17 protein-coding genes, 1 tRNA gene, 1 other RNA gene and 2 pseudogenes are annotated in these 17,623 nt (G+C 70.0%); 11 read left to right on the forward strand and 10 right to left on the reverse strand.

Annotated features, from left to right (window positions below; all coding sequences use genetic code 11):
* Positions 1-79 precede the first annotated feature (79 nt).
* A complete protein-coding gene (locus tag AC0NZN_RS12795) occupies positions 80-1,339 on the reverse strand; it encodes an MFS transporter (RefSeq protein ID WP_474592845.1) in 1,260 nt (419 codons plus the stop codon).
* 82 nt (positions 1,340-1,421) lie between these two features.
* On the opposite strand from AC0NZN_RS12795, the gene prfB reads away from it, so the two are divergent.
* The 4 genes from prfB to smpB all read left to right on the forward strand — a co-directional run bounded on the left by prfB (position 1,422) and on the right by smpB (position 5,178).
* The gene (gene prfB, locus AC0NZN_RS12800; RefSeq protein WP_474592689.1) at positions 1,422-2,531 is read left to right on the forward strand and encodes a peptide chain release factor 2; all 1,110 of its coding nucleotides are present in this window, start codon (positions 1,422-1,424) and stop codon (positions 2,529-2,531) included.
* Positions 2,532-2,625: 94 nt separating this feature from the next.
* Positions 2,626-3,723 carry a cell division ATP-binding protein FtsE gene (ftsE, locus tag AC0NZN_RS12805; RefSeq protein ID WP_474592690.1) on the forward strand — a complete coding sequence of 366 codons (1,098 nt, stop codon included), beginning with the start codon at positions 2,626-2,628 and terminating at the stop codon, positions 3,721-3,723.
* Entirely contained in the window at positions 3,720-4,634 is a 915-nt protein-coding gene (gene ftsX, locus AC0NZN_RS12810) for a permease-like cell division protein FtsX (RefSeq protein ID WP_474592691.1), read from the forward strand. The genes ftsE and ftsX overlap by 4 nt, the downstream gene beginning before the upstream one ends.
* A gap of 67 nt (positions 4,635-4,701) precedes the next feature.
* Positions 4,702-5,178 (forward strand): SsrA-binding protein SmpB, encoded by a 477-nt coding sequence (gene smpB, locus AC0NZN_RS12815; protein ID WP_474592692.1) that lies wholly within the window; start codon positions 4,702-4,704, stop codon positions 5,176-5,178.
* On the opposite strand, the gene AC0NZN_RS12820 is transcribed toward smpB, so the two are convergent.
* The 5 genes and pseudogenes from AC0NZN_RS12820 to AC0NZN_RS12840 form a co-directional block, all read right to left on the reverse strand.
* A complete protein-coding gene (locus AC0NZN_RS12820; protein ID WP_474592693.1) occupies positions 5,179-6,657 on the reverse strand; it encodes an MFS transporter in 1,479 nt (492 codons plus the stop codon).
* 32 nt (positions 6,658-6,689) lie between these two features.
* Positions 6,690-6,998 (reverse strand): M20/M25/M40 family metallo-hydrolase, encoded by a 309-nt coding sequence (locus tag AC0NZN_RS12825; RefSeq protein ID WP_474592846.1) that lies wholly within the window; start codon positions 6,996-6,998, stop codon positions 6,690-6,692.
* Between the two features lie 63 nt (positions 6,999-7,061).
* Positions 7,062-7,178 (reverse strand): annotated as a pseudogene (locus AC0NZN_RS12830) (peptidase dimerization domain-containing protein); the annotation flags it as partial.
* Positions 7,179-7,393: 215 nt separating this feature from the next.
* Positions 7,394-8,059, reverse strand: a pseudogene (locus AC0NZN_RS12835) (M20/M25/M40 family metallo-hydrolase); the annotation flags it as partial.
* Positions 8,056-8,721 carry an SIMPL domain-containing protein gene (locus tag AC0NZN_RS12840; protein ID WP_474592694.1) on the reverse strand — a complete coding sequence of 222 codons (666 nt, stop codon included), beginning with the start codon at positions 8,719-8,721 and terminating at the stop codon, positions 8,056-8,058. The pseudogene AC0NZN_RS12835 and the gene AC0NZN_RS12840, both read right to left, overlap by 4 nt.
* 122 nt (positions 8,722-8,843) lie before the next feature.
* On the opposite strand from AC0NZN_RS12840, the gene ssrA reads away from it, so the two are divergent.
* The 5 genes from ssrA to AC0NZN_RS12865 all read left to right on the forward strand — a co-directional run bounded on the left by ssrA (position 8,844) and on the right by AC0NZN_RS12865 (position 13,340).
* Positions 8,844-9,213, forward strand: a transfer-messenger RNA (tmRNA) gene (gene ssrA, locus AC0NZN_RS12845).
* Positions 9,214-9,357: 144 nt separating this feature from the next.
* Entirely contained in the window at positions 9,358-10,548 is a 1,191-nt protein-coding gene (locus AC0NZN_RS12850) for an MFS transporter (RefSeq protein WP_474592695.1), read from the forward strand.
* A 152-nt stretch (positions 10,549-10,700) separates the two neighbouring features.
* Positions 10,701-11,600: an ABC transporter substrate-binding protein gene (locus AC0NZN_RS12855; RefSeq protein ID WP_474592696.1), complete on the forward strand. Its 900-nt coding sequence runs from the start codon at positions 10,701-10,703 to the stop codon at positions 11,598-11,600.
* A gap of 2 nt (positions 11,601-11,602) precedes the next feature.
* Entirely contained in the window at positions 11,603-12,577 is a 975-nt protein-coding gene (locus AC0NZN_RS12860) for an amino acid ABC transporter permease (RefSeq protein WP_474592697.1), read from the forward strand.
* Entirely contained in the window at positions 12,570-13,340 is a 771-nt protein-coding gene (locus AC0NZN_RS12865; RefSeq protein ID WP_474592698.1) for an amino acid ABC transporter ATP-binding protein, read from the forward strand. The genes AC0NZN_RS12860 and AC0NZN_RS12865 overlap by 8 nt, the downstream gene beginning before the upstream one ends.
* A gap of 91 nt (positions 13,341-13,431) precedes the next feature.
* Here the strand turns inward: AC0NZN_RS12865 and AC0NZN_RS12870 are convergent, their stop codons facing one another.
* A complete protein-coding gene (locus AC0NZN_RS12870; RefSeq protein ID WP_474592699.1) occupies positions 13,432-14,007 on the reverse strand; it encodes a hypothetical protein in 576 nt (191 codons plus the stop codon).
* On the reverse strand, positions 14,004-14,882 hold the full coding sequence (locus tag AC0NZN_RS12875; RefSeq protein WP_474592700.1) for an inositol monophosphatase family protein: 879 nt from the start codon (positions 14,880-14,882) through the stop codon (positions 14,004-14,006). The genes AC0NZN_RS12870 and AC0NZN_RS12875 overlap by 4 nt, the downstream gene beginning before the upstream one ends.
* A 116-nt stretch (positions 14,883-14,998) precedes the next feature.
* Here AC0NZN_RS12875 and AC0NZN_RS12880 point away from each other — a divergent pair.
* A tRNA-Lys gene (locus AC0NZN_RS12880) sits at positions 14,999-15,071 on the forward strand.
* Between the two features lies 1 nt (position 15,072).
* Positions 15,073-15,948, forward strand: coding sequence for a pantoate--beta-alanine ligase (panC, locus tag AC0NZN_RS12885; protein ID WP_474592701.1), 876 nt, complete (start codon positions 15,073-15,075; stop codon positions 15,946-15,948).
* A gap of 1 nt (position 15,949) precedes the next feature.
* Here panC and AC0NZN_RS12890 read toward each other — a convergent pair whose 3' ends face one another.
* Positions 15,950-16,705, reverse strand: coding sequence for an SDR family oxidoreductase (locus AC0NZN_RS12890; RefSeq protein ID WP_474592702.1), 756 nt, complete (start codon positions 16,703-16,705; stop codon positions 15,950-15,952).
* Positions 16,702-17,535 (reverse strand): 3-methyl-2-oxobutanoate hydroxymethyltransferase, encoded by an 834-nt coding sequence (gene panB, locus AC0NZN_RS12895; RefSeq protein WP_474592703.1) that lies wholly within the window; start codon positions 17,533-17,535, stop codon positions 16,702-16,704. Before panB ends, AC0NZN_RS12890 begins: the two co-directional genes overlap by 4 nt.
* Positions 17,536-17,623: the final 88 nt, after the last annotated feature.

The following is a 17,623-nucleotide window of genomic DNA, read 5'->3' on the forward strand; positions in this document are numbered from 1 at the left end:
GAGCGATATCGCCGCGAGGACAGCGGCATCCACCCTCGTCAGCCAGCGAGCAGCCCGTTCCCTGCGGCCGCCGTCGCGGCTACGAGCCGGGCGCGCGCCGCGGAACGAACCGCGGCACCCACCGCACGAATGCGGCGGCCCCCAGCAGGCCGAGCAGACCCATCGCCCCGGTCGCGAGCGCGAGCGACGAGAGGGCCGTGATCGCCGACACGATGAGGGGAGCGGCGGCGCCGCCCGCATCCGTCAGCGTCCGCCACGAGCCGAGGAACGCCGCCGGCTCCGCCTGGGGGGCGACGTCCGCGCCGAGGGTCAGCAGGATGCCGCTCGACAGCCCGTTGCCGACGCCGAGCACCGCGGCGAACATCGCGAACCACATCGCCGCGCTCGATGCGCCGTGCGTGAATGACAGCGCGAGGAACCCGCATCCCATGAGCAGCATGGCGGGAAGCGCCGCCCAGAGGCGCCCGAAGCGGTCCATGACCTGCCCGCTCGCGTAGAAGAGGGCGAAGTCGATGGCGCCGGAGACGCCCACGACGAGGGCGATGGTCTGGGCGTCGAGGCCGATCGAGACGCCCCACAGCGGCAGGACGACCTGCCGCGCCGAGCGGATCGCAGAGAGGGATGCGGCGGCCAGCCCGAGCCTCGAAAGCACCGCGCGGTACCGCCACATCGTCGGGAAGACGCCCGCGCGAGCCGCGGTGTCGCCCTCGTGACGTCGGATCGCAGCGGTCGGCACGGAGCCGGTGACCGCCTCGCCCGTGTCCTCGACGAGATCGTCGCGGACGGGTGCCTGGCGCGTCACGAGCTGGCGCTCGGGGTCCGGGCCGAGCAACACGAGGAGGATCGTCGCGACCAGACACAGGGCGAAGAACCAGAGGGCGGCGTGGTCGTTCCCGAAGACGGCGAGCAGCGCCGCCGTGACGAACGGGCCGATGAACGCGCCGAGCCGGAAGGCGCCGCCGAGGAGCGACAGCGCACGAGCGCGAAAGACGAGCGGCACACGCGTCGTCATGAAGGAGTGGCGGGCGAGGCCGAAGGTCGCGGCGCAGAATCCGATGACGAAGACGGATGCCGCGAGCACGCCGAGGCTCGGCGCCAGCAGCATGCCGGCGAGTCCGACGAGGGCGAGAGCGCCGGCGCAGGCCATCGTGAACCGTTCGCCGAAGCGCGCCACGGCCCAGCCGGCCGGAAGGTTGCCGCAGACCTGGCCGACCACGAGGGCTGCGCCGATCAGGGCGGCCATCGCGACGCCGGCGCCCAGACGCGTCGCGTAGATCGGCAGGAGCGGGATGATGGCGCCCTCGCCGAGGGCGAACAGCACGGTCGGACCGTAGATCATCGGCGCGAGGCGCCACACCACATCGCGGACCGAGAGGGAATCGGGCGCGTCGGTCACGGCATCCACGTTACGCTGGAGTGTCATGCTCGATCTCGATCTGTCCGCCGACATTCAGGCCCTGCGCTCCACTTTCGCCGACATCCAGGCGGTGGTCGACGTCCCCACCCTGAAGGCCGACATCGCCCGCCTGAGCGAGGAGGCCGGCGCGCCCGACCTCTGGGACGACGTCGAGAAGGCGCAGAAGGTCACCAGCGCGCTCAGCCATCGCCAGGCGGAGTACAAGCGCATCGCCGACATCGAGCAGCGGCTCGACGACCTCGACGTGCTCGTCGAGCTCGCGATCGAGATGGATGACGAAGACTCCGCGGAGGAGGCGCGCCGCGAGCTCGCCGAGCTCGAGGACATCGTGGGCGAGCTCGAGGTGCAGACGCTCCTCGACGGCGAGTACGACGATCGTGCCGCGGTCGTGACGATCCGCTCCGGCGCGGGTGGCGACGACGCCACGGACTTCGCCGAGATGCTGATGCGCATGTACCTGCGCTGGGCCGAGCGCCACAAGTACTCCGTGAAGGTCATGGACACGTCCTATGCGGAGGGCGCCGGCATCAAGTCGGCGACGTTCGAAGTGGATGCGCCGTACGCCTACGGGACGCTCTCCGTCGAGGCCGGCACGCATCGCCTCGCCCGCATCAGCCCGTTCGGCTCCGCCGACAAGCGGCAGACGAGCTTCGCCGCCGTCGAGGTCATCCCCGTGATGGAGGAGGCCGTCGAGGTCGACATCCCCGAGGGCGACATCCGCGTCGACGTCTTCCGCTCGTCCGGCCCCGGCGGCCAGTCGGTCAACACCACGGACTCCGCGGTGCGCCTCACCCACCTGCCGACCGGCATCGTCGTGTCGATGCAGAACGAGAAGTCGCAGATCCAGAACCGTGCCGCCGCCATGCGCGTGCTCCAGACCCGCCTGCTGCTGCTCAAGCGCGAGCAGGAGGCCGCGAAGAAGAAGGAGCTCGCCGGGGTCATCACCGCGAGCTGGGGCGACCAGATGCGCTCTTACTTCCTCTACGGTCAGCAGCTGGTCAAAGACCTGCGCACCGGCCACGAGGTGGGGAACCCTGCGACCGTGTTCGACGGCGACCTCGACGGCTTCATCGCCGCAGGCATCCGCTGGCGCAAGCGCGGCGACAACGACTGATCCGCTCGCGTCCACACAGACGCGCTGATCGGGTTGCCACGGGACGGGTGTCGCTGACCCCGGTGGTTGCCGGGCCGCTTAGGCTGACAACGCCATGATCCGGTTCGAAAACGTGACAAAGCGGTATCGCGGCACCGTCAAACCCGCGCTCAACGACGTGGATTTCGAGGTGCAACGCGGAGAGTTCGTCTTCCTCGTGGGAGCCTCGGGATCGGGCAAGTCGACGTGCCTGAGGCTGATCCTCCGCGAGGACGTCACGAGCGAAGGACGCGTCGTCGTGCTCGGCCGCGACCTCCGCTCGATGTCGAACGGCAAGGTGCCGTACTTCCGGCGGCAGATCGGCGCCGTGTTCCAGGACTTCCGACTCCTGCCGACCAAGACCGTCTCGCAGAACGTGGCGTTCGCGCTGCAGGTGATCGGGGCGTCGCGCGCCTTCATCCACCAGGCGGTGCCGGAGGCGCTCGCGCTGGTCGGCCTGGAGGGGAAGGGCAAGCGGATGCCGCACGAACTGTCCGGCGGTGAGCAGCAGCGCGTGGCCATGGCCCGGGCGCTCGTGAACCGTCCGCCCGTCCTGCTCGCCGACGAGCCGACGGGCAACCTCGACCCGGCTACATCCATCGACATCATGCAGCTGCTCGCGCGCATCAACGCAGGAGGCACGACAGTGCTCATGGCCACGCACGAGGCCGGATTCGTCGACCAGATGCAGCGGCGCGTCATCGAGCTGCGCGAGGGAGAGATGGTCCGCGACGAGCGGCACGGCGGCTACGGCGACACATCGGGTCTGCCGAGCCTGGCACCGGAGCCCGAGCGCGGCGCGGCCGCGGTCGCCGCCCTCACCGCCGTGCTCGAGCTGCACCGCGAGATCGCCGAGACCGGAGCGATCGACGCTCTTTCCGACGACGCCGTGCCCGTCGCCACCTCGACGACGTCGGCGGCGAAGGCGACGGATGCGCCGTCCCCCGCGCTGCAGGACCGCTCCGGCGACCAGGACGCGGCACAGCAGAAGAAGCTCCCTGCCGCCGCAGGCGCTGAGCCCGAGCAGCGGGATGCCGCGGCATCCGTCCCCATAGCGGCGACGACGCGCGCGAACCCGATCATCCGGCCCGACGTCGATCTGGACGAGCTCGGACTCGCCGACCGGCTGGGTCTGTCGCACGACGCCGACGACGAAGTGGGGCCGACGCGATGAGGGTGGGTCTGATCTTCGGCGAGGCGATGACGGGGCTTCGGCGCAACGCATCCATGGTCATCTCGGTGGTCCTCGTCACGTTCGTGTCGCTGACCTTCGTGGGCTCCGCGATCCTCATGCAGATGCAGGTCGGCAAGATGCGCGACTTCTGGGTCGACCGGGCTCAGGTCGCGGTGTACATGTGCACCTCGGTGTCGACGGCGCGCACGTGCACGCAGGGTGTCGCCACCCAGCAGCAGATCGACGCCGTTGCGCAGAAGCTGGAGAGCCCCGCGCTGAAGGCCCTGATCCGCACGACCACGTTCGAGACGAACCAGCAGGCGTATACGAAGGCGATCGAGCAGCTCGGCGACAACTACAAGACGATCATCACGCCGGATCAGATCAACGCGACGTTCTCGATCAACCTGATCGACCAGAGCAAGTCGGATGCGATCATCGAGGCGTTCAACGGGATGCAGGGCGTCGAGGAGGTGAAAGACCAGTTGCAGTACCTCCAGCCGCTGTTCTCTGCGCTGAACGTCGCGACCTACATCGCCGTCGGCATCGCGGCTCTCATGCTCGTCGCCGCCGTGCTGCTCATCGCGACGACGATCAGACTGTCGGCGTTCGCGCGAAGGCGCGAGATCGGCATCATGAGGCTGGTCGGCGCATCCAACCGGTTCATCCAGACCCCATTCGTCCTCGAGGGCGTCATCGCCGCCCTGATCGGCTCGCTTCTCGCGAGTGCGGCTGTGTGGGCGATCGTGCGGTTCGGCGTCGCGGACTACCTGCGCTCGCGCATCGGATTCGTGACGACCTGGGTGGGCGTCGGCGATGTCGCCGTCGTCATCCCGGTGGTCATCGCGATCGGCGTCGTGCTGGCGGCGATCTCGGCCGGGTTCGCCATCCGCCGCTGGCTGCACGCGTAGGACTCCACCCCCTCCGTAGTAGACTGACAGGCTGCCCGAATCGCGGGTCGCAGATCAGGAGAGAGCCATGCCCAGGGAACGCGGAGAGAAGGTCGTCGCGACCAATCGACGCGCGCGCCACGAGTACACGATCGAGAAGACGTACGAGGCCGGCCTGGTGCTCACGGGCACCGAGGTCAAGTCGCTGCGTCAGGGGCGGGCGAATCTCACCGACGGCTACGCGTTCATCGACGGCGGCGAGGCGTATCTCGACGCCGTCCACATTCCGGAGTACTCCCAGGGGCACTGGACGAACCATTCGTCCAAGCGCACGCGCAAGCTGCTCCTGCACAAGGAGGAGATCGTGAAGCTCTCGCACGCGATCTCGGCCGGCGGCTACACGCTCATCCCGCTGCGGCTCTACTTCTCCGACGGCCGTGCGAAGGTCGAACTGGCCGTCGCCAAGGGCAAGCGCGAGTACGAGAAGCGCCAGACGATCCGCGAGCGCGAGGACAAGCGCGAGGCCGAGCGTGCGATGCGCAGCCGCAATCGCCTCGGCGACTGATCAGCGCGCGGTGGCTGCGACGCCCTCGTCGGCGCGGTCGCTGAAGGCCTGCTTCGGCACGAACAGAAGCAGCACGGCCGCGGCGAGCGCGGTGACGCCGCAGACGACCCAGACGGTGACGTAGCCGGCGAACGATCCGGCGGTTCCACCCGCGGCGCCGGCGGCGCCCGTCGTGCCGTGCAGCAGGGCGATTCCGAAGACGCACGAGGCGATCGCGCCGCCTACCGTCTTCACCGAGTTGGTGAGGCCTGTGGCGACGCCCGTCTGCGTCGCGGGAGCGGCGGATGCGGCGGCCGCCGGCAGTGCGGCGACCAGAGCCCCCGAGCCGAGTCCGACGATCACCATGTTCGTGACGAGCTGTCCGTACGACGTGTGGAACGGCAGGAAGAGCAGGAAGCCGACGCCGACGAGCACGGCCGCGCCGATCAGCGTCAGACGTGGCGTCGTCCGCCGGGCGAGGAGCGGGAAGAGCAGCGCGCCCGTGATCATCGCGATGAGGTAGATGCCGATGATGAGCGAGGTTTGGAAGCCGGTCGTCCCGAGCCCGTAGCCGTACACGGCGGGATCGGTGCGCGCGAAGGTCGACAGCGGCGCCTGAGCGCCGAGAACGCTGACACCGAACAGCCCCGCGGTGAGGAACACCGGGCCGAGGGCGGGAGACCGGAACATCCGCACGTCGATGAGCGGATCGGGGTGACGCAGCTCCCACACGGCGAACGGCCATACAAGCAGCACGCCTACCGCGACCACCGCCCACGCTCCCGGGTCAGCGGGCCCGTTCAGGCGCAGCAGGCTGAGCCCGCCGGTGAAGGCGATGAGAGCGATGGAGACGAGTACCAGGCCGACCGTGTCGAACCGGCCGCCGATGGGATTGGGCGACTCCTTCACGCCGAACATCACCACGAAGAAGCAGACGACGACGGCGAGCGCGGGGATCAGGAGCACGACGGTGAGGGGCAGCGCATCCACGAGCGCCCCGCCGACGAGGGCTCCGATGATCGCGCCCGACTCGAGCGCGGCGACGAGGAAGCCCGCCGCTCGCGCGGTGATGGTCGAGCGACCCTCCATGCTGCGCGACCGCGACCAGATGAGGGCGATCTCGAGAGGCAGCCACACGACGTAGAAGCCCATGAGCGCCCACGCGGTGAGGAACACGGGAAACGACGCGGTGAACGGCAGTACGAGGGCGGCCGCGGCGGTCAGGGCGGTCGAGATGAGCAGCATCCGTTTGTGCCCGACCATGTCGCCGAGCTTCGCGAACGCGGGGACCACGAGCGCGGACAGCGTGAGCTGCGTGCCCTCGAGCCAGTTGACATCGGCGTCGTGGATGCCGAGGTGCCGGGCGATGTCGGTCAGCATCGGGGTGTAGTAGCCCTGCAGGACGCCGCTCGTGAACTCGACGAAGGCGAGGAAGCCGACGACGCCGGCGAGGGTGCCGAGCGTGACGCGGGCGTTCCGGGTGCTCTCGCGTTGAGCCATGGTGCTCCTTCGCAGCAGGGGTTCGGGCGCGGCTACTTTAGCCGTTCGATGAGCGTGCGATGGAATCGCTCCCCGCGCTCGAGCTCTGCGATCTCCACCCGCTCGTCGACGCCGTGGATCGTCGCGCGCAGCTCGGTGTTCATCGTGAGCGGCGCGAAGCGATAGACGGCGGGGGAGAAGCGATGGAAGTGCCGGGCGTCGCTGGCCTGCATCATCACATACGGCACGGTGGCGGCACCGGGATGCGACGCATCCACCGCCGCCGTGATCAGGGCGAACTGCGCGTTCTCGGCGGACGACTCGGGCGACGGATCGCTGCCCTGCACGACCGTGATCGCCACCTCGCGGTCGGCGATGCGCCGTCGCACCCGCCGAACCGTGCTCTCGACCGTCTCACCCAGGGCGATGCGCAGGTTGATCGTCGCGGAGGCCTGCGACGGCAGGACGTTCGCCGCGGTTCCGCCCGACTGCATGGTGGCGGCGACCGTCGTGCGGACGGAGGCCGCTCCCTCGCCACCCATCGCCGCCAGAGCGCGTGCGGAGAGCGGAGGGACGGCCGCGAGCACACGGTAGCCGAGTCGAGCGGCCCCCCGCGTGCGGGGACGAACAGCTCGAGCATCCGCGAGACGGCGCGGGGCGTGCGCGGCCGGAACGTTCCGGGGCCCAGCCGATCCACCGCTCGGGCGACGCGCCGCACGGCCGTCATGCGCGGCGGGGCGGATGCATGGCCGCCCTCGCCCCGGGCGGCGAGCTCGATGGTCACCGCGCCCTTCTCGGCGACGCCGACCATCGCCATGGCTCCGTGCACGAAAGGGAAGGGCGACGGCACGACCGCACCGCCCTCGTCGAGCACCAGCCACGGTGTCACGCCGCGGTCGTGAAGGGCGTCGGAGATCGCCTCGGCCGCGCTGCCGGCCGTCTCCTCATCGCCTCCGAAGGAGAGGTAGACATCCCGCGCGGGGACGAATCCGGCCGCGAGCAGGTTCTCCACGGCCTCGAGCACGGCGAGCAGCGGTCCCTTGTCGTCGAGCGCGCCGCGTCCGTACACGAAGCCGTCGGCGATGACGCCGGCGAACGGGGGATGGGTCCAGGCATCCGTCTCGTCGACGGGGACGACGTCGAAGTGCGCCATCAGCACGAGCGGGTCGGCGCTGCTGTCGCGACCCGGCCAGCGGTAGAGCAGGCCGAGGTCGGAGATCCGCTCGCGCACGAGTCGTGCGGTGACGAGCGGGTACAGCTCGCCGATGAGCTCGACGAATGCGGCGAACGGCGCGCCGCCTCGCACATCGATCTCGGCCGAGACCGTCGGAAGTGCGATCATGCGCGAGAGTCGCTCCGCGACGCCGGGGCGAGGAGTGACGTCGGTGTCCGACTCGGAGGCCCGAAGGTCGGCGTCGCTCATCGCGCCGAGAAGCGGGCCTCGACGGCTGCGGACACCACGATGTCGGCGGGCCGCAGTCCGAGGTCGGGAGCCGAGCCCGCGTCGGCGAATGCCGCCGCCCGCATCATCTTCGGCATCGGGCCGCCGCCCTGGTCGGGATGGCCGAGGAGGCCGAGGTCGGCGACCTCGAGCGGGGTGACGGTGGAGAGGCCCAGTGCGGATGCGTACGCGGCCGCCCGGGCGACCGCGACGCCGACGGCCGCCGTGGCCGCCTCCTTCTCCTTCGCGGCGCGGGTCTCGGGCGTGAGCTTCCAGTCCACCCCGTCTACCCGCACGCCGTCGCGCAGCCCGACGGCGGACACCCAGTCCGATGCCGCCGTCGTGTCGGCGAACTCGGCCGTGATGCCGATCGAGCCGTGATGCACGAGGGCCAGCTGGGTGCCGTCGGCATTCCAGGGACGATCGGCCCACACCGAGATGCGCTCGCTGGACCACTCGGCGACGGCCTCCGACGCTTCGTGCGCCGCCAGCTCGTCCCTGAGTGGTTCGGCGATCGCTGCGATGCGCTCGACGACCGCGCCGCGCTGCGGTCCGTCAGCCGTGACGGTCAGCCGGACGACGGCGCGCTCGGGCGCGACCCGCAGCTCGTGCTCGCCGCGGACGGACACCATGATGTCGCTCATCCTCCGAGACTAGGCGGAATTGCACGGGATCAGAGCGGGTTGTAGTCTGTGATGCTCGGGTGCTGCGAAGCATCCATTCACAACTCCACAGAGTGACAGCGGTCCCTTCGAGAGAAGGCCACGGGGCTGATCGGTTTCGACAGCGCCTGTGAATCCACGAGAAGCGGGCCGAGGATGCAGGGTTATCTCGTGAACGCTCCCTGCAAAACAACAAGTGCCAATGCTAAGCGCACTGACTTCGCCCTCGCTGCCTAAGCGAGCCCGATAGTCCGTCAGACCGTGGGTGATCCCGCCACGGATCCTGGCGTCATCTAGGGATCTTGCTGAGCGTCGGCGTCTGGACGCCGCTCGGGACTCTTCCCAGGCTGGGCCTGTCGACTTAGGTGTCTGTGACAAAGGTCGGGGCCGAGCAGAACGATTGCACAGACTGCGCCCGGAGAAGGCGTGGAGACTCAGTGCTGGACGGGGGTTCGATTCCCCCCAGCTCCACGAAACCGCTGTCACGGAGCTCCGAAGCCCGGCCGTCCATGACGGCCGGGCTTCGCTGTGCGCGCGGTCGCACGTGGGAGGCGACTATTCATCAGATGATATGGTGATTACATGAGTCGGCCGGGTCCTCCTCGTCACGCCGGACGAGTGGCTCTCGGGTATGGGGCGCTCGTGGTCCTCGCCGGGCTCAACCTGCGGGCTCCGATCACCAGCGTCTCCGCGATCCTCGGGCCCGTGTCGGACTACTACGCGCTCGACGGTCTCGCCACTGCGATCCTGACGAGCCTTCCCGTCCTGCTGCTCGCGGTTGGAGCGCCACTTGCCCCCGTACTGGAGCGCCGGTGGGGTGCCGAACGAGCGATCCTCGTGCTGGCGATCGTCCTCGCCGCCGCGGTTGCCCTGCGGCCGATGGGCATCGCATCCCTCTTCCTCGGGACGATCGTCGCGGGTGCGTCGATCTCCGGAGTCAGCGTCGTCATGCCGCAGATCGTGCGCGAGCGGTTCGGCGACCGGATCGGCCTGTGGTCGGGCGTCTTCTCGACGAGCTTCGGTGTGAGCGCCGCCATCGGAGCCGGATGGACGGTCCCGCTCCTGGAAGCGACGAAGAGCGTGCCTCTCGCACTCGCCGCGTGGGCCGTGCCCGCGGTCGCGCTCGTCGTCGTCGCGGCCGTCGTCTGCGGACGCGCCGACACGCATGCATCCCGCGGCCGCGCGGCCCGGACCCGCCTGCGTTCCTCGGCCCTGCTCTGGCAGGTCACCGCCTTCTTCGGTGCGCAGGCGCTCGTCTTCTTCGCCGTCGCGGGATGGCTCCCGACGATCCTCGCCGATCGCGGACTCCCGCCGGCGGAGGGTGCGCAGATGCTCGCGTGGACGAGCATCGCCGGGCTGCCGGCATCCCTTCTCGTCTCGGTACTGGCAGGACGGATGCGTCGCCAGCACCGGCTGGTCGCGGTCGCCGTCGGGGGAACCGCGCTCGGCCTGGCGGGCGTGATGTTCGCGCCGCTCGCTCTTGTTCCTCTCTCCATCGCCGTCCTCGGTCTCGCGCTCGGCGCCGCCTTCGGACTCGGGGTCGCGCTGATCGTCATCAAGGCGCCGCCCGCGGCGGTCGCGGGCTTCTCGGCGGTGGCGCAAGGCGTGGGCTACGCCATCGCTGCTCTCGGCCCCTTGTCCATGGGGCTTCTCCGCGCGTCAGGGATCCCCTGGGCGGTCGCGGCGAGCATGCTCGGCGCCGTCCTGGTCCTGGAGGCCGTCGGGGGATGGGCGGCGGGACGCCACGTCGTCGCTCGGCCCGCACCGTCGGTCGCGGGCGAGGTCGCCGAGCAACTCGCCGAGGTCTGAACCGTCCGAGAGCGCTGTGTCTGGCCGGCTGGACAAAAGCTGGGAGACCTCACGATACGGATACGACTGTGCCGCGTTACCATGACTCGGCCGACGGGGGCGATTACGCTACCGCGGTACCCTGATCGCCCTTCACAACCGAGGTGTCCTCCATGCGAACCCGACGTATCGTCATTGCTGCGGCATCCGCAGCCGCCGCTGTCCTGCTGCTCGCAGGCTGCGTCGACAACTCCACACCCTCCGGCGGCTCCTCGTCCGGCTCGAGCTCCCAGGTCTCGAAGGACGCCGCAGCGGCCAAGCTTCTGCCCGCCAATGTGGCGAAGTCCGGCACCCTCGTCATCGGCATGGACAACACGTACCCGCCGAATGAGTACAAGGACGACAACGGCAATCCCGTCGGCTGGGACGTCGATCTCGCGAAGGCGGTCGCGGCCAAGCTCGGTCTGAAGCCCCAGTTCGCGATCGCCAAGTTCGACAACATCCTGCCCTCGATCACCGGCGGCAAGGACGACATCGGCGTCTCGTCGTTCACCGACACGACCGAGCGCGAGCAGCAGGTGGACTTCGTCAACTACTACACGGCCGGCATCCTGTGGGCCTCGGCCGCGGGCAAGACGGTCGACCCGGACAACGCGTGCGGCCTGAAGGTCGCCGTGCAGTCGACGACCTACGAGGACACCGACGAGGTGCCCGCGAAGTCGAAGGCCTGCACCGATGCCGGCAAGCCCGCCATCCAGGTCTTCCGCTTCGACAAGCAGGATGACGCCACCAACGCGGTCATCCTCGGTCAGGTCGACGCAATGAGCGCCGACTCGCCGGTCACGTCGTACGCCATCAAGCAGACCGGGGGCAAGCTGCAGGCGGCCGGCAAGACGTTCGACGTCGCGCCGTACGGCTTCCCGGTGGCGAAGAACACGGGCATGGACAAGGCCGTGCAGGCCGCCGTGCAGTCGCTCATCGACGACGGCACCTACGGCAAGATCCTCGAGAAGTGGGGCGTCTCGGACGGCGCGGTCAAGACCGCCGAGATCAACGCCGCCTCGAAGGGCTGAACATGTCGACCACGTCCGCTCCGGCGTCGGGGACCACCCCGGCGCCGGAGCCGGCGCGCTCCGCGCCGATCAAGGCCATCAAGCTGCGGCACCCGTGGCGCATCGTCTTCGCCGTCATCCTCATCCTCCTGCTCGCCGCCTTCATCGCCGACGCGCTGCAGCGGGAGGCGTACGGCTGGCCGTACGTCCTCAAGTACGTCTTCGACAAGCGCATCAGTGCTGCCGCGCTCGTCACCCTCGAGCTGACCGTGCTCTCGATGATCGCCGGCATCCTGCTCGGTCTCGTCCTCGCGGTCATGCGTCTGTCGCCGAACCCCGTCGTCAAGTACATCGCCTGGGTCTACCTCTGGATCTTCCGCGGCACGCCGGTCTACGTGCAGCTGGTGTTCTGGGGCCTCGCCGCCGTGATCTACAAGAACCTCCGCCTCGGCATCCCGCTCACCGACATCGGGTTCACGGTCGACATGGGCTTCCTGCAGAACCTGTTCCTCATCGCCGTGATCGGCCTGTCGCTCAACGAGGCCGCGTACATGGCGGAGATCGTGCGGGCCGGCCTGCTCTCGGTCGATCAGGGCCAGGAGGAGGCGGCGACCGCCCTCGGCATGTCGTGGGGCCAGACCATGCGCCGCGTCGTCATCCCGCAGTCGATGCGGGTCATCATCCCGCCGACCGGCAACGAGGTCATCTCGATGCTGAAGACCACGTCGCTGGTGGCCGCCATCCCGCTGACCACCGATCTGTACGGCGTCGCGCGCGACATCTCGGCGGTGACGTTCACACCTGTGCCGCTGCTCATCGTCGCGTCGGCGTGGTACCTGCTGGTGACCTCGATCCTGATGATCGGCCAGTACTACCTGGAGAAGCGGTTCTCGCGCGGAGTCGGCGAGCGCCGGCCCATGCCCGCGGCGAACCCGGGCGCGATCACGGAGGCCGTGCAGACGATGAAGGCGAACGATCAGGGGGCATCGCATGGCTGAAACGACCCCGATGGTGCTCGCCGAGGGCGTCTCGAAGAGCTACGGCTCCCACGAAGTCCTGAAGTCGATCTCGCTCGAGGTCATGCCCGGCGAGGTGTTGTGCCTGGTCGGTCCCTCGGGCTCCGGCAAGTCGACGTTCCTGCGCTGCATCAACCACCTCGAGCAGGTCAACGCCGGCCGGCTCGCCGTCGACGGCAAGCTGGTCGGCTACCGCGAGCAGGGCGACAAGCTCTACGAGCTGAAGCCGAAGGATGCCGCCAAGCAGCGCCGCGACATCGGCATGGTGTTCCAGCGCTTCAACCTGTTCCCGCACATGACGGCGTTGGAGAACGTCATGGAGGCGCCGGTGCGCGTGAAAGGCGTGCCCAAGGCGGAGGCACGAGCGAGGGCGATGGAGCTGCTGGCACGCGTCGGTCTGAGCGAGCGCGCCGACTACTACCCGGCGCACCTCTCCGGCGGCCAGCAGCAGCGGGTCGCCATTGCCCGCGCGCTGGCGATGGATCCGAAGCTCATGCTGTTCGACGAGCCGACCTCGGCACTCGACCCCGAGCTCGTGGGCGAGGTGCTCGACGTCATGAAGGGCCTCGCGGCGAGCGGCATGACGATGATCGTCGTCACCCACGAGATGGGCTTCGCCCGCGAAGTCGCCGACAAGCTCGTCTTCATGGACGGGGGAGTCGTCGTCGAGGAGGGCGATCCGCGCGAGGTGCTCGCGAACCCGCAGCACGAGCGGACCAAGGCGTTCCTCTCGAAGGTCCTCTGACCGCACCCGTCACGCGCGAGCCGTACACGTGGGACGAGCCCGCATCCGATTCGCGTGAATCGGTGCGGGCTCGTCGTGCGTGGGCTTCAGCTCAGGACTGCGGCCAGTCGACCAGCAGCAGGCCCTGCTTGGTGTCGGCGACCTTGACCCAGCCGTTGCCGAAGAGGTAGGTCATGCCGTAGCCCTGGTCGTCGGTGGAGACCGCCGTCGACTTGTCCTCCGTGATGTAGGTGCCGTCGGTCGTCCCGTCGATCACGTGCCAGCCGGACGCGACGAGCGCGTCGCGCGCGGACTGGGCCTGCGCCTTGGTGATGGGCGCCCAGCCGAAGATCTGCAGATTGTCGCTCGCGACCGAGAAGTCGGCCCAGCGGCATTCGATGCCGCCGGAGAGCTGCTGGTCGACGATCTGGAACGGCTCCTCCTGCGAGGACCAGCCGACCTTCTTGAACGCCTGCACGGTGGTCGAGGGGATGATGCCCTCGCACGTCGGCGGGCCGGCCGGCGTCGGCTTGCCCGACGGCGCCGGTGCGCTGGGCGCGACCGTCGAGTCGGCTCGCGAGGTGCTCTTGGGTGACGAGGAGGGTGCGGTGGGCGCGCATGCGACGAGGACGGATGCCGCGGCGGCCGCGACGGCGAGGGCGGCCAGCTGCCGCATCCCGCGCGTCACGCGCCTGCTCCCGGAGCGGGGGTGCCAGCGGGTGCGCCGTGCAGAAGGTCGAGGAATGCGTCGTGCAGGACGCCATTGGTCGCGAGCGACGAGCGCGCGGCGATCGAGTCCGAGCCGTCGAACGCGGTGAAGCGGCCGCCGGCCTCGGTCACGATGGGGACGTGCGCGGCGATGTCGTACTCCTTCACATCGAACTCGGCGACGAACTCGAGGCGACCCTCCGCGAGCAGCATGTACGGCCACGCGTCGCCGTAGCCGCGGTCGCGCCAGACCGCGCGCGTGAGCCGCAGGAGCTCGTCGAGGCGGCCGGCGCCGTCCCACTGCGCAATGCTCTGGAAGCTCACGCTCGCCCGGTCGAGGCGGTCGACGGCGGAGACCGAGAGTCGTCGGGGGCCGGCATCCGGCTGCGCCCCGTTCGTCCACGCGCCGAGACCCGTCGCCGCCCACCAGCGGCGGCCGATGGCGGGCTGGCTGACGACCCCGACACGCGGAACGCCGTCGACGGCCAGCGAGATGAGCGTCGCCCACATGGGGATGCCCTTGAGGTAGTTGGCGGTGCCGTCGATCGGATCGATGATCCACTGGCGCTCCGTCGAGCCCTCGGCGCCGAACTCCTCGCCGAAGATGCCGTCGCCGGGGCGCTCTGCGGCGAGGATCCCGCGGATGGCGCGCTCGGTCGCGAGGTCGGCCTCGGTCACGTGCGTCGCGTCGGCCTTGGTGCGCACGTCGAGGTCGGGACTGTCGAACCGCATCATGGAGACCGCATCCGCGGCATCGGCGAGACGGAGCGCGAGAGCGAGATCGTCGCGCAGATCGGTGCCGGTCGGGCCCACCGCGGGCGCGGCCGCAGAGGGCGGCGTGAGGGGGGAGGTCACGTCTCCATCGTAGGTGGGAAGGCTGAGCATCCCCGGCACGCCCGGGCTCCCCGCGATTTCGTCAACAGGTGGATCATCCGGTAATGTTGTCTCTCGGTTCGCTTCGCGCGAATCGAGCACCTCTAGCTCAATCGGCAGAGCAACTGACTCTTAATCAGTGGGTTCTGGGTTCGAGTCCCAGGGGGTGCACATGACAGAGAACGGTCCCGCTGCGCGGGGCCGTTCTCTCGTTGTGCGGACCGTCTCCGAGCTGCGCGAGCACCTCGGCGCGGCCCGCCGCGCGGGGCGCCGGATCGGGCTGGTCCCCACGATGGGTGCCCTCCACGAGGGCCATCTCGCTCTCATCCGCGCGGCCGCGGAGGACAGTGACGAGGTCGTCGTCTCGATCTTCGTGAACCCGACGCAGTTCAACGATGCGGCGGATCTCGCCGCCTACCCCCGCACGGAGCACCGCGATGTCGAGCTCGCGCAGGCCGCCGGCGCAACGCTGCTGTTCGTCCCGAGCGCGGGGGAGATGTACCCCGCCGGCTTCGCCACCTCCGTCCACGTCGGCGGTGTGAGCGAGCGCTGGGAGGGCGCCACGCGCGGCGCCTCCCACTTCGACGGCGTCGCGCTCGTCGTCACGAAGCTGCTGGTCTCGGTCGGGGCCGAGGCTGCCTACTTCGGGCAGAAGGATGCGCAGCAGGTCGCGGTCGTCCGCCGGCTCGCCGCAGACCTCAACCTGCCCACCGAGATCACCGCGCTGCCCACCGTCCGCGACGCCGACGGCCTCGCACTCTCGAGCCGCAACGCGCGGCTCGGCGCCGACGACCGCGACGCCGCGCTGGCGCTCAGCCGCAGCCTGCGGCGCGCCCACGACCTCGTCGCCGCGGGGGAGCGCGACACCGGGCTCCTGGAGGGGGAGGCCCGACGCATCCTGCGCGAGGCCGGCGCGGTGATCGAGTACTGGGCGATCGTCGATCCGTCGACCTTCGAGCCGCTTTCCGAGGTCGAATCGGGCGCCCTCGCAATTGTGGCGGCGCGCGTCGGTCCCGTGCGGCTCATCGACAACGCACCGCTCGCCTGAATCAGAAGAGCGTCGTCAGCCCGCCGTCGACTGCGACGGTCTGGCCCGTGATGAAGGACGCCTCGTCCGACGCCAGGAATGCGATGAGTGCCGCGACCTCATCGGGCCGGCCCCAGCGCCCGAGGGACGTGCGGGTGCGCACGACCTCGCTCATGCGCGCGTCGGTCATGAGCTCGTCGTTCGCCTCGGTCGCGATGGTGCCGGGAGCCACCGCGTTCACGCGGTAGCCGTCGGGTCCGAGCTCCGCGGCGAGCGATCGCGTCATGCCCTCGATGCCCGCCTTCGCCGCGGCGTAGGCGACGTCGCCGGCGCGACCGATCGAGGCGGCGATCGACGACACGTTCACGATCGACCCTCCGCGCCGTGCGCCGTGCGCGGCGAGGTAGCCGCGCACGACGTCGTAGGTGGAGACGAGGTCGGCCTGCACGAGGGCCGCGAAGCCCGCGGTGTCCATGTCGCGGACGCCGCGGCGATCGCGCGCGCCCACGTTGTTGACGAGGATGCGCGGCACCAGGTCGTCGTCGGCCGCGCGGGCGAACGCCGCGGCGAGGGCGTCGGGATCGCTCACGTCGGCGACGAAGGCATCGGCCGCGAGGCCGTCCGAGCGTAGCCCGTCGACGACCGGCTCGAGGGTCGCGGCCTCCCGCCCGCCGACGAGCACGTGTGCGCCGCGCTGCGCGAGGAGCCGGGCGGTGGCCAAGCCGATGCCGGTGCGCGCGCCGGTCACCAGGGCGACGGTCGGCACGGCGACCGTCACTCGATGTCCTCGAGGGCACGGGCGAGGATGCCGGCATCCATCGTGCTGCTGTTCTCCGCCGCCGGGAACGAGCCGTCGGACACGGCGGCCGCGTACTCGTCGAGCGCGGCCGCCGTCTCGTCGCCGAGCGTGCGGAAGCGGCGCGCGTGGCGCGGGACGAAGTCGTCGTAGAGGCCGAGCAGATCGTGCCAGACCTGCACCTGGCCGCTGCATCCCGCTCCGGCGCCGATGCCGATCGTCGGGATGTCGAGGATCTCGGTGATCGCGGCCGCGAGCGGGGCGGGCACGAGTTCCAGGACGACGGCCCAGGCGCCCGCATCCTGGATCGCGCGCGCATCGAGCAGGATGCGGCGGGCATTGGCCACGTCACGGCCCTGGACGCGCGTGCCGAGGGCGTTCACGGACTGCGGCGTGTAGCCGATGTGACCCATGACGGGGATGCCGACGTCGACGAGCCGGCGGACGAGCGGGGCGACCGGTGCGCCGCCTTCGAGCTTGACCGACTGGCATCCGCCCTCGCGCATGAGGCGCACGGCTGCGCGCACCGCGTCGTCCGGGATCGCCGTCGTCCCGAACGGCAGGTCGCCGACGACGAGTGCACCCGCGCTCCCGCGGGTGACCATGCGCGTGTGGTAGATCATGTCGTCGAGCGTGACCGGGACGGTGCTGTCGTTGCCCTGCACGACCATGCCGAGGGAATCGCCCACGAGGATCAGGGGCACGCTGCTGCGATCGACCAGACGCGCGCTCGTGTAGTCGTAGGCGGTGACCATCGCGAACCGCTCACCGTTCTCGTATGACCGGCGGATCGTCTCGATCGTCGTGCGCATGGGTCAAGTCTCTCAGTCCGCGCGGGCGTGCAGAGCCGACCGGACGGCGAGACGCCCGCATCCCCGTGGATGCAGGCCTCCCGCGGGC

The organism is Microbacterium sp. sgz311019 (assembly GCF_056135325.1).